The sequence below is a fragment of the Salinimonas chungwhensis DSM 16280 genome (assembly GCF_000378185.1).
Taxonomy (GTDB): domain Bacteria; phylum Pseudomonadota; class Gammaproteobacteria; order Enterobacterales; family Alteromonadaceae; genus Alteromonas; species Alteromonas chungwhensis.
On record NZ_KB899391.1, the window covers coordinates 1 to 14,474 of the forward strand.

Consider the following 14,474-nt stretch of genomic DNA (forward strand, 5'->3'; position numbering starts at 1 on the left):
AGTGGTTATCCCCCTCGCAAAGGCAAGTTCCCAAGCATTACTCACCCGTCCGCCGCTCGTCATCTTCTAGCAAGCTAGAAATGCTACCGCTCGACTTGCATGTGTTAGGCCTGCCGCCAGCGTTCAATCTGAGCCATGATCAAACTCTTCAATTAAAAATCGAAAATCTATCTATGAATCGTCGGTTGACACTCTTAACGAGTGCCCACACAGATTGTCTTGTTATAAATTGTTAAAGAGCAATTTGTCAGTCAACACTGTTGCCTGACACGCTTTTCAGTACTTGCTAAAAGCAATCTTACTTCGCGTTGGCTTCAGGCTTTACCCCGAAGCGGGAGGCGCATTCTACGCCGTTGGTTTTTATTGTCAACACTTTTTTGAAAGTTAATTTCGAAGCGTTGTAAAAACCGCTTATCACGCTGGCCTGAGCCGGTCTGATAAACCCTTGTTCCGTTCTGGCCGTTGGCCTGTCCCGTCGAAGTGGTGCGCATTCTAGCGATAAAAAATATTTGGTCAATAGACTTTATAAATAAAATTGTAAAAAACGTTTCAACCGGTTAGTTTATAATCATTCATAGTAAAAATTGACCAATTTGAACTTTTTTAGATACACGTCGTTCTAAATTGTGAATCACCTTATTACAAAAATTTCAGGTTTAATACCAGGGGAGTTCAGGTTTATGCGCTTTATGTACATCACCGCTTTACTAGCCACTATCAGCTGGTCGACGCAAGGTTCTGAATTTAACCAACCAGAAGTATCAGTTGCTGACCCCTATCAGGTAAAATTTTTGAAGCGACAAGTCTCGCAAAATATGTCGGTGGGTATGGCCATACGCTCTATTGCCAGCCATTATCCTCAGGATGTTGTTTCCATCGTTGACGTCGCTTTAGATACCTATCCAGATAAATACCGTGAGATTATTTACTCAGCGATTTCCGCACAACCATCATCCACACAGGAAATTGTTGAGCTAGCGTTAAATAAAGAAGTCGGCTCCTGTCCTTCTATTGTAAAGTTAGCCATTCAGGCAGAACCCAGTTACGTGGACTATATTGTTCAGGCTGCCGCAAATGCCACGCCAGATGAGTTAGATGAAATTGTAAGAGTCGCCGTGCTGACTGAACCTAACTCTGCTGACTATATTGTCCAAACTCTGTCTCGTGAGCACCCCAACAAGCTAGTGCAGATATTGAGCACTGCCATTGAAGCTGTGCCTTATGTCGGTGAATATGTGGTTGACTCATTGTTAGCTATCTTTCCTTCACAGGCCGATGAGGTAGTAACCACCGCAATCAAAGGATCTTCTGCGCAGCGCGAACATGTATTACGTATTCTTGAATCAGCACAGGATGCTGGTGTAGAAGATGCCAAGGTCCGTCAGTATGGTATTGATGCCGGTTTTTCAGAAGCAGAACTGGCCGGGGTGCTGAACGATAAATAACACACTGTATATGGTTGCCGGGATAGCCAGTGTGTTTTAAAAGTTTATAAAAATCGAGCAGCCGATACAGATCTTTCGAGAAACATGGAAGCGGCTATCTCTCTTATATTTTAGTCAGAAAGGACAACATATAATAAAAGCCGTAGACACGGCTTTTATTTTTCGGTTACTGAGCCATCCATTAATCAGCGTTGAATAAATCTCTTGTATACACCTTATCAAGCACATCACTGATATCGTCTGTAATACGGTTGGCGACAATCACATCAGACATTGCTTTGAACTCATTGAGGTTTTTGACCACCAGCGAATTATAGAATTCATTATCTTCAAGCACCGGCTCATAGACTACGACCTCAATGCCTTTGGCTTTAATTCGCTTCATGATCCCCTGAATAGCACTGGCCCGGAAATTATCTGACCCCGTTTTCATTATCAATCGGTAGATGCCGACAACCTTCGGATTTCTTCGAACTATGGAATCCGCAATATAATCTTTGCGCGTGCGGTTAGCATCCACGATTGCTTTTATCATATTGTTCGGAACATTTTCGTAGTTGGCGAGTAGCTGCTTAGTATCCTTAGGCAAACAATATCCACCATAACCGAATGACGGATTGTTATAATGGCCGCCGATGCGAGGATCCAAACTCACGCCTTCAATAATTTGCTTACTATCCAGCCCATGACTTTCGGCATAACTGTCAAGTTCATTAAAGTAGGCCACGCGCATAGCTAGGTAGGTATTAGCAAAAAGCTTAATTGCCTCGGCTTCGGTACTATTTGTGAACAATACCTCTATGTCATCTTTAACAGCGCCCTCTTCTAATAAACGGGCAAATGTTTTTGCCCGTTCGCTCTGCTCGCCCACAATAATGCGGCTGGGGTGAAGATTGTCATAGAGCGCCTTGCCTTCGCGCAAAAACTCAGGCGAAAATATGAGGTTGTCAGTTCCGTGGCGCTGCTTTGCTTCCCCGGTAAAGCCTACCGGTACTGTGGATTTGATGACCATTACCGCTTTGGGGTTAACGGCTAATACCGATTGGATAACCGCATCCACACTGCTGGTATTAAAATAATTTGTCTGGGGGTCATAATCTGTCGGTGTGGCAATAATCACAAAGTCAGCATCTTTATACGCCGCGTTCGCATCTAACGTAGCACTTAACTGCAGTTCTTTTTCTGATAAATACGCCGAGATTTCTGTATCTTCAATAGGCGACTGCTTATTGTTAAGCATATCTACTTTTTCTGGTACCAAGTCCACTGCACATACAGTGTGGTGCTGAGCCAATAGCACAGCATTTGATAACCCGACGTAGCCGGTGCCAGCGACGGCTATTTTTAGAGCTTTGTTTGTTAACGCCATTAAATTCTCTCTTACCAACTTTTTCTGTTTTGTTCATCAATTCGGACCAGGCCTTGCTTTACAAGCCCAGCAGGTTAACCGGTGTCGGTAGAACGCCTGATGCATTATTATGGTCTATCAGGTCCTTCCTGCTCCCAGTCGCTCGCCCTGATAAGAGCCATTTTGCACTGCACGCCACCAGCTTTCATTATCCAGATACCACTGTATCGTTTTTCGAATACCCGACTCGAACGTTTCTTCCGGCGTCCACCCCAGTTCGCGCTCAATTTTTGATGCGTCAATAGCATACCGCATATCGTGCCCGGGTCTGTCTTCGACAAAGGCAATTTGTTCAGCGTACTGCTCTTTTTTTGGCCGCAGGTCATCCAGAATCGCACAGATTGTTTGCACAACTTCCAGATTCTGCTTCTCATTGTGCCCGCCAATATTGTAGGTTTCCCCTACTTTGCCTTGCAGTGCAACCAGAACGAGTGCCCGGGCGTGGTCTTCTACATATAACCAGTCCCGGATCTGGTTGCCTTTACCGTAAACAGGTAAAGGTTTGCCCGCTAAGGCATTTAAAATCACCAGTGGAATCAGCTTTTCCGGAAAATGGTAGGGGCCGTAATTGTTTGAGCAATTAGTGATTACCACCGGCAACTTATACGTTCGGTGCCATGATCTCACCAGTTGATCAGATGACGCTTTTGATGCTGAGTAAGGGGAACTCGGAGCGTAGGGTGTTTCCTCGGTAAAAAGCGGCAAATCAGTACCGCTTTCGACATCATCCGGATGGGGTAAGTCGCCATATACCTCATCGGTCGAGATATGGTGAAACTTAAATATCTTACGTTTGGCTTCATCTAACTGAGCATAATAAGCGCGCGCTTGCTCAAGTAATGTGTAAGTGCCAACCACATTTGTCTGGATAAATTCACCCGGGCCGTCAATTGATCGATCAACGTGAGACTCTGCTGCCAGATGCATAATAATATCCGGCTGGTAAGCGGTTAAAACACGCTTTACCGCGTCAGCATTACAGATGTCTACTTTTTCAAAATTATACCGCTCGTTACTTGAAACAGATGCTAGAGACTCAAGATTTCCAGCATAGGTCAGCTTATCAAGGTTGATAACAGTATGATTAGTACCGTTAATCAAATGACGAACCACCGCTGAGCCAATAAAACCAGCGCCCCCGGTGACTAAAATAGTTTTACCCATTATTGTTTCTCACTTTGAAAGGATGACATCATATCTGCCAGTTGTTTGCGCCAATGCTGGAGTCCGACATCTGCAAATGCTTTTCGCGTCGAGACCTTATCAAGCACACTATAGTGGGGACGTTTGGCTGGCGTAGGGTACTGTGAAGATGGAATTGGGTGAATAGGCACTTTGTTAGTCAGCAAATTCTTTTCGAGTCCGATTTCCTGTATAGCAAGGGCAAAATCATACCAGCTTGCCACCCCTTCATCGGTCCAGTGGTAAACTCCGGCACTACGATGTCTGGCTGCGTAAACACAAGCTTCAGCAAGCCCTTTTGCCCAGGTCGGTGAACCAATCTGATCGTCAATTACTTTTAACTCTGACTTTTCTGCCATTAGTCGCAGCATGGTTTTGACAAAGTTATTGCCGTACTTTGAGTACACCCAGGCGGTACGCAACAAGCAACTTTGGTTGGGTAAGCTATCCAGCAGGGCTTTTTCGCCTTCGGCCTTGCTTTTACCGTAGACGCCCTGGGGTGCGATAACGTCATCTGTTCTATATGGGCTGCCTTTGGTGCCATCGAACACATAATCTGTGGAAACATGCACTAAGAAATACCTGTTCAGGCGACAAATGTCAGCCAGATTTATGACTGCCGAGGCATTGAGTTTATAAGCCTCCTCAGGCTCACTCTCAGCCTTATCGACGGCTGTGTAGGCTGCACTATTAATAATGACGTCCGGGTTGTGTGCAAGCAATACTGACGCCAGCGCCTGTTGATCGGTGATATCAACGTCGTTGCGCCCCAGAAAAACAGCTTCGTCACCGAGAAGTTGATTGAGCTCTGCTGCCAACTGGCCAGACTTACCAATTACTACAATTTTCACAGGCCCCCCTTAAAAAGCAGGCGCATCGTTAAACGCCAGTCCCTCAGCATCCTTGGCAGACAGCGAAGGTGCTTTACCATTCACTAGCGGCCATTTAATACCAATTGACGGGTCATCAAATTTTATCGCCACTTCTGATTCAGGATCGTAGTAGTCAGTACACTTATAAACAAATTCTGCAGCTTCGCTGGTTACATAAAAACCATGGGCAAACCCGGCGGGCACCCAGAGCTGTCGTTTATTTTCTGCCGAAAGCAGGAGCCCTACCCACTGACCAAATGTTGCAGAGTTCTTGCGCATATCAACTGCCACATCAAACACTTCACCACTGGTGACACGAACCAGCTTGCCCTGAGTGTGTTCTAGCTGATAATGCAGCCCGCGCAAGATCCCCTGACGAGACTTAGAGTGATTATCCTGCACAAATTCGACATCGGCGCATTTTTGTTTGAACCAGTCAGTGCGAAAGGTTTCCATAAAAAAACCACGCTCATCGCCAAACACCTTTGGCTCGATGATTTTGACATCAGGGATGTCAGTTTTAACTACTTGCATAAATTTAAGCTTCCGGTCTAGACCTAACAAATTAAAGCACTATTTAACGCGGTCATGAATAACATTGAGTAAATAATCGCCGTAACCACTCTTCTTCAACGGAGCCGCCAGCTTTTCAATTTGCTCAGCATTGATATACCCCATACGGTAGGCAACTTCTTCTGGGCAACACACTTTCAGGCCCTGTCGTTTTTCGATGGCGGCAACAAAATTGGCAGCATCCAACAAGCTATCGAGTGTGCCGGTATCCAGCCAGGCGGAGCCGCGACCCATCAATTCCACTTTTAGGGAGCCATCCTGCAGGTAAAGATTATTTAAGTCGGTGATTTCCAGTTCCCCGCGTGAAGAAGGCTTCACCTCTTTAGCAAAATCAACCACCCGTTTGTCGTAATAATAAAGACCGGTGACTGCATAACTGGATTTCGGTGAAGAAGGCTTTTCTTCAATTGAAATAGCATTCCAGTTTTCATCGAAGTCAACCACACCATAGCGCTCCGGATCATTTACATGGTAGCCAAAAACTGTAGCGCCGTGGGCCTGCTGAAAGGCGTTTTGTAATGAAAGTCGTAAGTCATGGCCATAGTAAATATTGTCGCCCAAAACCAGAGTGCAACTATCATTCCCTATGAATGTTTCCCCGATGAGGAAGGCCTGCACTAAACCATCAGGGCTTGGCTGCACGGCATACTCTATATTCAGGCCTAAATCACTGCCATCACCAATTAATTCGATAAATCGTGATTGTTCATCCGGCGTGGTAATAATAAGAATATCCCGAATCCCTGACATCATCAGTGTGGTCAATGGATAAAAGATCATCGGCTTATCATACACAGGCATCAGTTGCTTACTAACTACTTTTGTAAGCGGATGCAATCTGGTACCTGACCCTCCCGCCAGAATTATTCCTTTTCTCATGGTAAAGACCGCTCCTGTATAATTTCAACTCATCGTTATATGAATCTAATCATTTTCTCACAACACGTGTTGAATCCCCAGTACTTGAGGTCTATTTTCAGTTTCGCACAACTTATGCGAGGGCGTTTTCGGGTAAACAACGACAGTTTTCATTCCTATCAAAGATTGTTTAACCGACCCTTTAGCTGTTGTTATCTGAATATTCTTCTTTCACCTTAATCCCAAAGTTCTCTCTTTTACGCGTGAGATTAGGATTGTAGGCCGGGTCATGGTCGATATATTTTTTCCATTGTGTGCGTAGGTACGTTAACTCGCGATTAAACCGTGCGGCTTTTGCTTCTGAAATATCCAGCCCCCGAGACACTGACTCATGGTGATAAAGTTCAGCTTCAGCGCAATACACATTTCTAACGCCTGTCTCCCGCACTTTCAAACAAAAATCCACATCATTAAAAGCCACATGCAGATCCTTTTCATTTAAGCCGCCGACTTCTTCATACTTTGACTTTTTCACCAACAGGCAGGCTGCTGTCACTGCACTATAATTTTGCGTTGCAATTAATCGGTTCATATACCCGGGGTGAAAGCGAGGAAAGTATTTATGCGCATGCCCAGCCCCGTTGCCATAACCTAGCACAACGCCTGCATGCTGTATGCGGTCGTCGGAATACAGCAACTTCGCACCTACACAACCAATATCCTCTCGCATGGCATGGGCTGCCATATATTCAAGCCAGTGCGGCGAGATAACTTCAATATCGTTATTCACCAGACCAATGATCTCGCCTTTAGCCTGCTTTACGGCAAAATTATTGATAGCTGAATAATTAAATGGATGAGGATACTTCAATAAGCGAATTTTGTGATGTTTATCCAGCTCATCAAAGTAAGCCAGGCATTCCGGGTCATTGGAGTTATTGTCTACCAGTAGTATTTCGTAATTCTGGTAAACAGTTTTTTCTAAAATAGAATCAATACAGGCTTTGACCAACGCTTTGGCATTGTAGGTAGGGATAACCAGCGATACAAGCGGCTTTGATAGTAGAGGCCATTGTACAGACAACACATTACCGGTTAGATTCTCGGTCTGTAAACGGTGTTGGTCAATGGCACTTTTCAGGCTATAAAGATTCGTTTTTTCTTTGTGACTATACGTGAAGGAAAGCGACTTATGGTCTACCGTAAAGTCCACGCCGGATAAATAAGCATCCGCCAACGCACTCTCAATATGATTTTCTTTAATAAAGAAAGTATTGAGTTTTGAATCTGGTTTTAACAGAATTGCCGAAGCGATATACCCTGTGGCGAGCAACAGGTCAGGGTTCCAGTCAGGCAAAAACTGGTAAGTCTGCAGTTTGTTTTGGTCATTAACCGTAAAGGCGTCGAAATAGGTAATATCAGCCGCTTCAGTATTATCTAAAGATGCTGCCAGCACATCTTCGTAAATCATTACCCCGGCGCGCAGAACCAGCAAGGGGAAGGCCCCGGTATTCATTGTTGCACGAGACTCGACCGGCAATGCAGTATTCAAACCTTCCCGACACACCGCATGGTCGATATATACTTTGTTTATATTGGTTTTTAAACAAGTCAGTGACTTCACCGTTTTGGCATATCCCTGGTCACCTACAATCAATACATTGATAGTCTGCTCACCTGCGACTGTAGTGTTAAGCCGCTCTTTTTGAGACAACAGATGAAGCTGATGCAGCCGGCGGATTTTTCTTAGCGGCGGAACTTCATAGGCGATGCTGGATTGCCGAAGCTTATTGCCATACCACTCACGAAGGTTGTGATAACGCCGTAACCTTGTCTTAGACTTTTCAGGCAACAGGCCGTAAGCACCTTTTACCGCTTTTAATAAGGAATCCTTCATATCAAAATCTCTTAGAGCTTTTTACGCGTTAATTTTGCTTTTATACCAGCCATCAATTTAACCCAGGTCGGAATCACTTTTTTATAAATCTCGACCCGTGCCGGTTGGAGAAGGTATTGCTGCAGTGATTTTTCGAATGCTTTATCGCTAAGTATCGAACAAGGTTGGGATTGTCACTTACCCAGAGCCGCTTCTAACCCAGGCATCATAAAGAATTGAAGTAATGGATATACTGCTTACATCTGAACGGCAATGAGTCTGCTAATTCCACCGCCTTATTACCCTGTCCACTTGCCCGTTTCTTAGCTATGTATACCAATACAGAATCGTTAAATTTAGGAGATTTAACTACAAACCTTGCATTGGTTTGTAAACACATGCAGTCAGGCTTTACTTGCTCGATAATACTGTTGTCAATGTTTCCGGCTGTGTGCACAAAAACCACTGTAGAATATAGCCGGCAAATATAATGAAACATTGTGTAAGACGAAGACGAGCCAAAAAGTAATAGAGTTTCGTCTAACACTGCCTCAGTATTGACCATAACAATAATTCGTCCAAAATTGTCGATGTTGTTGTCATAGACCACAGTTTTTCGGTAGTTGAAGTTGCATAGGGAATCTTCAACATGTCGTTGCGGAGGAAAAAGCTTTGAGCCAAGGTCTCCACTCAGCCTTTTCTGTTGATAACGATCTTTTTCGAACACCTCAAAGTGAGCAACCTGTTTTCCTGAAAGTTTACTGGCCACCAACTGAGAGGCACATCGAGCGCCGTGCAATGTCCAGTGAGTATCACACACTCTGAACGATCTTTGGGGCAGCGACTGCAGCTCTTTTACTGGAAAAACAAAATCTAAAGAAGCCGGGACAAGCCGAACCAGATCATAAATCGGGGCCTTAAGTGACTCTTTATGCGGATAATACTCACTGAAGACCATCTCTTTAGAGGGTGCCACAAGCATGCACACAGGCAAGCTTGTTTGCGAAGAGTACTGCACTACTGAAGAGAAATACGACTTCCATTCTGAACGAGCGGTCCTGGATAACCTTCTTTTTCCGGTGAATTGGTCTACACTTTTATTTGAGTCATTATCCAAAAACAGCCAGTTTTCCGCACCTTTGAGGACTTGAAACTTTCCCTCCACTGAGCCTTTTAGTAGCTCGGTAAACTTTCCGTTAGCTATCACACCAACCGAAAAAGCCGCGCGGCTCAACTTGACTCGTTTGGAGAAGCCACATAAGAGTTGAGGGTGAGAGGCGGGCTCTTCACCCAGTACTTTACGAATAACATCGGGGCGTTCCTGAGTTAGTGGAAGCGAGGAAATATTTTTTCCGTTTAATATAACTAAGGTAAGGTCTACATGAGCTTCGCTAAGGAGCCATCCCTGCAATAATAAACCATCACGACGCAGTTCAGTGAGATCCACTGACATATCTTTTGCAGGAAAATCCAGGTGCCAGCGCCCCCCATCGTAAGAATGCTCGACACTTTCAGTAGTTATAGTGTAAACAGCCACTAAAAATCCTTATTGCTTGTCAGCGTCATCATAAATAATCGCCTACTATTTCATATTCGTTACGAAGGTAGGTCTCAAGACGCCGGATTTTAGCAGGTATTGGCTGCGATTGGTCACTTCGTCTATTTATGCTCAGCATTTTTAAGCTTACTGCCGCCATATCAGATAAGCGGTTTAAATCTTGTTCAAATGAGTGTTTTGAACCTACAAAAGAAAAGTTTTCGATCGGGACCGCAGAAAAGTAGCTAGAGTATGTTTTGGTAAATTCGTTTAACACATTGGTTGTTATCATCTCATACACAATGCTTTCCTGAGAATTCAAATCTGCTTTAAGCCCAGAATTTTTCATTAATTCATAGTGGGGGTGCCTTTCCTTTAAAGAAAGCAGATGCCCTACCAATGACCAGATTCTTTCAATTGGATCTCTAACCCATACTGCTCTCAGTGCATTAGGGAACATTTTTGTATGGTTAGGATGGGGCCGAAAATGCCCATGAAGTATCGTAGCCTTGCGAGGAACCCAAATATCCTGCCCAGAAGACATTTCGGCAGCTCCCGTATTAGCATACACACCGTAGACATGTCTTCGTCCAAGTGCCTGCGCAAATGCTACACGTAATGAGCTACCTGCAGTTTTCGGTATATGATGGGACAGTAAAGTGACCTTGGGGTGGGGAAAGGTTATCGAGTGTCTTGCTGGAGACACGAGCCTCTCTAAGTACCATAGGGGATGAATTTTATAAGCCATACGTCAAATTTTCCTGCAACAAGCCCTATTACACCATATGCGGGTTTGTATTTGAAACGAGATATTGGACTAAATCAGGTGGACTTGCCCCCCGCTTCGCGAATACCATACATCGGATAATTAAGAATAACGATGAATTATGTCTGACGCTGTCCCTCTAAAACTACTAAAAGCCTTTGATCCTACTTGGTATTTGGCTACCTATCCAGATGTCGAAAAAGCAGGAATAGATCCGCTTTTCCACTTTGAAAAATTCGGTTGGAAAGAGGGGCGGTGGCCTTACTATCTCGAAGCAGTGATGCTTGATGAAAAGCTGTGGAGCAATCTCGATAGCGAAAGTTACTGTCAGCAACTGAAAAGAATCGCACAAAATACGCATGACGAAAACAGAGGGCTTGCTTGTTGGTTCTTATGCCGCTGGTTCGCAAGCCGCGGGGAATGGGGCGCCGCCGAACCTTTTGTAGAGGGTATGCTAAACGATTCATATTTGCCCCTTTTCATTCGCCATGAAGGTCCATTTTTATTGGCTTTCACTGTTTGCTTAAAAGCTCTGGGTCCCGAATCCGCAAAAGCGGTTTTAAATAATAGCCGATGGGCAGCCTCAGCAAACAAAACATTAGCGTTTTCTATGCTAACTCACGGAAAAGATAAAATTGACTCCATTAATCAGATATTCCAACAACCTGGCTTACTCAGACTTGCAGACTCTGAGACACCCACGCTTGATTCCATAACGAGCAATGTTGAACAACGGGTGGTCAGCACTAATGCTCTAAGCCCCACAGTATCTGTGATTATTCCTTGTTTTAACGCAGAAAAGACCATAGCTACCGCGCTATCTAGCCTGATAAACCAGACCTACCCAAAGCTCGAAATACTTGTGGTCGACGATGCATCTACGGATAACAGCTTTGATCGTGTGCAGGAATTTGTTACTCGAGACAAGCGTGTTCAGTATCTGCGGCTTCCGCAAAACAGTGGTGCCTATGCCGCTCGAAACTTAGCGCTAAAGTCGTGTCGTGGGGCATTCATTACCACCCATGATGCAGATGACTGGTCTCATCCGCAAAAAATTGAGAAGCAAGTTGAAGCTTTGCAGAAAAACAGAAAAATCAAAGCCACGGTGTCACACTGGGTAAGAACCGACGAAGCACTTAACTTTGAAAGGTGGCGGATGGAAGAAGGCTGGATCTATCGTAATGTCTCAAGCCTGATGTTTCGGCGCTCTGTTTTTCGCAAACTAGGATATTGGGATACTGTGTCGGTCAATGCTGATACAGAATATTATCATCGTATTCAAAAAAAATTCGGCCACGATGCCATTAAAGAAGTAATGCCAGGTATCCCTCTTGCCTTTGGCAGGGTGGATGCTGGTTCATTAACTCAAACCGGTGCGACCCACCTTCGTACACAGTTTAATGGGATTAGAAAAGATTATCAGGACGCTGCGGCTAAATGGCACGCTAACGCGCGCCGTTTGTATATGCCGCAGCACGGTTTAAGGTTTTTCACCGCGCCACCTCTTATATGTCGGGGTACAGTTGAAGCCAGAAAAGATAATTTGAAACGGATTCTTCAGGAAAAGGGGCTTTTCCACAAACACTGGTATTTAAATGCTTACCCTGATATTGCTAAAGCAGGGGTAGATCCACTCACCCACTTTATTACCCATGGCATAGATGAAGGCAGAGACCCTACTCCCTATCTGAGTATCAGTGGACTCGCGTACACGACATCCAGTAGCCACTTTGACGCAATCTCGCGCTGGGCCTCTCAACCGATAGATCCTGCTGGCCTTGTCTCAATTTCGGGACACATCGAAACTGATAGTAAGACTGGAATTCTCATGGTAGGGCATCTTGCTGGCGACACATTATTTGGCGCAGAGCGCAGCTTTTTAGACTGTGTAAAAATGCTGGCCAGAAAGAATTCAGATATTTCGGTAGTCCTTCCAGGTGGCGTCAATCATAGTTACATCAATGATCTCCTCCCTCACGTCAAAAAGATCTATTTTACTCCACTGCCCTGGTGGCGGGACGGACGGGCTGAAATCTGTGAAGTTACAGATCAGATATTGAATATTATCCAACAAGCCAACGCAGATGTTGTTTATGTGAATACACTCACGCTTTGGGAGCCTCATATTGCTGCCAGAACCAGTAAATGCAAGTCTGTAATGCATGTCCGAGAGCTCCCTGCGCATGATAAAGATCTGTGTGAAAGACTGAACTCAACACCAGAGCAGATTAGGTTACACATAGACAGAAATACAGATTGGGTTATAGCTAACTCGCAGGTGACCGCTGATTATGTCGCCTTACAAAACAAAGCCACTGTAATTTATAACTCTGTCGAGCGTAATAAGATTGAATCAGAAAGAGACGGCGAAACATCATTACCTCTTTCTGTTGCAATGCTAAGCAGCAATTCATTAAAAAAAGGCATTGCGGATTTATTTCATGTAGCTAAATTAGCGGCCGAGATGAACTTAGCTGTTCGCTTTCATGTGTATGGGCCCGACACGCCAGAGCTTCAAGCCAGCATGGCCTCATTCGCTTACGATAATCTTACTTATTGCGGCTATGTCGCCAGCCCCTATGAAGCATTAAAAAATGCAGACGTCATACTCAGTCTTTCACACTTTCAGGAATCATTTGGTCGAACGGTGGTAGAAGGCATGATGGCAGGTTGTATTCCGGTTGGTTACGCATGGGGCGCCCTTCCTGAAGTTGTGGACTCGTCGGTTGGATATCTTGTTCCATTTGGTGACTACGAAGAAATAGTAAATACTCTGAAAAAATTGACCGAAGATACTGGCCAATTGACCGAGTTAAAACAGTATGCAATAAGCTTTGCTAGCGCCAGATTCAATGATAAGCAAATAGGTGACGCCCTTCACCAAACAATTACTGAGATAGCCAACAAGTAAAGGGGTCCCTGACATTAAACTCGTAACCTGGCGGTACTGTTTAATCTTCTAAACGTAGAGTATGAGCGCTGACTCTAACTCAGCGATTACGTTCCTGTCAGCAGGTTCAACCGCTGTGTGATCGTTAAGCATATACTGGCGACTTTTAACCGGTTTGATAACAGTAACTTCTACCTGACAACTTTTAGAATAAACAGGCGCTAGAATGGACCATGAAACATATCGCAGCGCCTTCGTTTCATCGTAAAAATTGTTATCGAAGCGTTGATATACTTCGTTGTCACCCACCAGCTTAAGTGCCGCATGGGTGTGTGCCATATCAAGAGAAAAACCCAGTAGCCTGAAATCGCTTCGCCCTCTAATGATAAAAGTCTCGCCTTCCTTGTATGCCTGGAAGCCAACGCGTAGCAATTTTGTTTTTCTATCTACTGGTGCCCCCCCTGCAAGTTCAATAAGGTCGAATGACCGCGTTTGCAGAGGTCCAGTGGAAGACGAGGAACCGGAATCTAATTCTGTGAGCGATTCAACAATGCTGCTGGCAATATCCTGAGAAAAATCAATAGAAGGATGGTTAGCATCTTTCCAAAGTGTTTTGAGATTATCATGTTGCCCAGCAAGCATGGCTACATCCAGATAAGCAACGAAGTACTTATGGCATAGCGCCTTCCAGTGCGCGAGAGCCTCCGTCAGGAAGGCATTCTTCTTGCCCATAACGGGTAGCAAAAGAACAAAGGGTCTGGTCTGGTATTTTTCACAATGAGAAAGGTAATAAAGGAACATATGCTCAGAAATACTTTGATCATATCTGTTCTTAGAAAGTGCCCGCTGTTCATTGACACAGACATCAAGTATTAAAAAGTCTTCATTCTTGCCCGGATCATTTCGGCTTAGAGCATGGGCAATCACGGTTGGGTGACTGGAGCCAATAGATAAATTCTGAAGCACTTCAATACCGGCATGGTTCGCTAAATGATTGGCATATCCACCATTTATAATACCGTTGGACGTGCCAAGTATCTTAACTTTTATCTTCTTCATATTTTTCA

11 protein-coding genes and 1 rRNA gene are annotated in these 14,474 nt (G+C 44.5%); 2 read left to right on the forward strand and 10 right to left on the reverse strand.

The window, feature by feature from the left end:
* A 16S ribosomal RNA gene (locus F458_RS0116970) occupies positions 1–155 on the reverse strand; the annotation flags it as partial.
* A 525-nt stretch (positions 156–680) separates the two neighbouring features.
* Here F458_RS0116970 and F458_RS0116975 point away from each other — a divergent pair.
* Positions 681–1,445: a hypothetical protein gene (locus F458_RS0116975; RefSeq protein WP_018984638.1), complete on the forward strand. Its 765-nt coding sequence runs from the start codon at positions 681–683 to the stop codon at positions 1,443–1,445.
* Positions 1,446–1,626: 181 nt separating this feature from the next.
* Here the strand turns inward: F458_RS0116975 and F458_RS0116980 are convergent, their stop codons facing one another.
* The 8 genes from F458_RS0116980 to F458_RS0117015 all read right to left on the reverse strand — a co-directional run bounded on the left by F458_RS0116980 (position 1,627) and on the right by F458_RS0117015 (position 10,499).
* Complete coding sequence (locus tag F458_RS0116980; protein ID WP_018984639.1) at positions 1,627–2,814, reverse strand: nucleotide sugar dehydrogenase; 1,188 nt, start codon at positions 2,812–2,814, stop codon at positions 1,627–1,629.
* Positions 2,815–2,931: 117 nt separating this feature from the next.
* Entirely contained in the window at positions 2,932–4,017 is a 1,086-nt protein-coding gene (rfbB, locus tag F458_RS0116985; protein ID WP_018984640.1) for a dTDP-glucose 4,6-dehydratase, read from the reverse strand.
* A complete protein-coding gene (gene rfbD / locus F458_RS0116990; protein ID WP_018984641.1) occupies positions 4,017–4,886 on the reverse strand; it encodes a dTDP-4-dehydrorhamnose reductase in 870 nt (289 codons plus the stop codon). The genes rfbB and rfbD overlap by 1 nt, the downstream gene beginning before the upstream one ends.
* Before the next feature lie 9 nt (positions 4,887–4,895).
* Positions 4,896–5,441 (reverse strand): dTDP-4-dehydrorhamnose 3,5-epimerase, encoded by a 546-nt coding sequence (gene rfbC / locus F458_RS0116995; RefSeq protein ID WP_018984642.1) that lies wholly within the window; start codon positions 5,439–5,441, stop codon positions 4,896–4,898.
* 39 nt (positions 5,442–5,480) lie between these two features.
* A complete protein-coding gene (gene rfbA / locus F458_RS0117000) occupies positions 5,481–6,359 on the reverse strand; it encodes a glucose-1-phosphate thymidylyltransferase RfbA (protein ID WP_018984643.1) in 879 nt (292 codons plus the stop codon).
* A gap of 181 nt (positions 6,360–6,540) precedes the next feature.
* Positions 6,541–8,235 carry a glycosyltransferase family 2 protein gene (locus F458_RS0117005; protein WP_018984644.1) on the reverse strand — a complete coding sequence of 565 codons (1,695 nt, stop codon included), beginning with the start codon at positions 8,233–8,235 and terminating at the stop codon, positions 6,541–6,543.
* Positions 8,236–8,440: 205 nt separating this feature from the next.
* Complete coding sequence (locus tag F458_RS0117010; protein WP_018984645.1) at positions 8,441–9,751, reverse strand: hypothetical protein; 1,311 nt, start codon at positions 9,749–9,751, stop codon at positions 8,441–8,443.
* Positions 9,752–9,779: 28 nt separating this feature from the next.
* Positions 9,780–10,499, reverse strand: coding sequence for a sulfotransferase family 2 domain-containing protein (locus F458_RS0117015; protein ID WP_156824288.1), 720 nt, complete (start codon positions 10,497–10,499; stop codon positions 9,780–9,782).
* Positions 10,500–10,638: 139 nt separating this feature from the next.
* Here F458_RS0117015 and F458_RS20240 point away from each other — a divergent pair, with 139 nt between their 5' ends.
* Positions 10,639–13,428, forward strand: coding sequence for a glycosyltransferase (locus tag F458_RS20240; protein WP_018984647.1), 2,790 nt, complete (start codon positions 10,639–10,641; stop codon positions 13,426–13,428).
* Between the two features lie 48 nt (positions 13,429–13,476).
* On the opposite strand, the gene F458_RS0117025 is transcribed toward F458_RS20240, so the two are convergent.
* Positions 13,477–14,466, reverse strand: coding sequence for a hypothetical protein (locus F458_RS0117025; RefSeq protein ID WP_018984648.1), 990 nt, complete (start codon positions 14,464–14,466; stop codon positions 13,477–13,479).
* Between the last annotated feature and the right edge of the window lie 8 nt (positions 14,467–14,474).

Coding starts and splice junctions, on each gene's coding strand:
- F458_RS0116975 (WP_018984638.1), top strand. CDS start 681: ATGCGCTTTATGTACATCACCGCTTTACTAGCCACTATCAGCTGGTCG.
- F458_RS0116980 (WP_018984639.1), bottom strand. CDS start 2,814: ATGGCGTTAACAAACAAAGCTCTAAAAATAGCCGTCGCTGGCACCGGC.
- rfbB (WP_018984640.1), bottom strand. CDS start 4,017: ATGGGTAAAACTATTTTAGTCACCGGGGGCGCTGGTTTTATTGGCTCA.
- rfbC (WP_018984642.1), bottom strand. CDS start 5,441: ATGCAAGTAGTTAAAACTGACATCCCTGATGTCAAAATCATCGAGCCA.
- rfbA (WP_018984643.1), bottom strand. CDS start 6,359: ATGAGAAAAGGAATAATTCTGGCGGGAGGGTCAGGTACCAGATTGCAT.
- F458_RS0117005 (WP_018984644.1), bottom strand. CDS start 8,235: ATGAAGGATTCCTTATTAAAAGCGGTAAAAGGTGCTTACGGCCTGTTG.
- F458_RS0117015 (WP_156824288.1), bottom strand. CDS start 10,499: ATGGCTTATAAAATTCATCCCCTATGGTACTTAGAGAGGCTCGTGTCT.
- F458_RS20240 (WP_018984647.1), top strand. CDS start 10,639: ATGTCTGACGCTGTCCCTCTAAAACTACTAAAAGCCTTTGATCCTACT.
- F458_RS0117025 (WP_018984648.1), bottom strand. CDS start 14,466: ATGAAGAAGATAAAAGTTAAGATACTTGGCACGTCCAACGGTATTATA.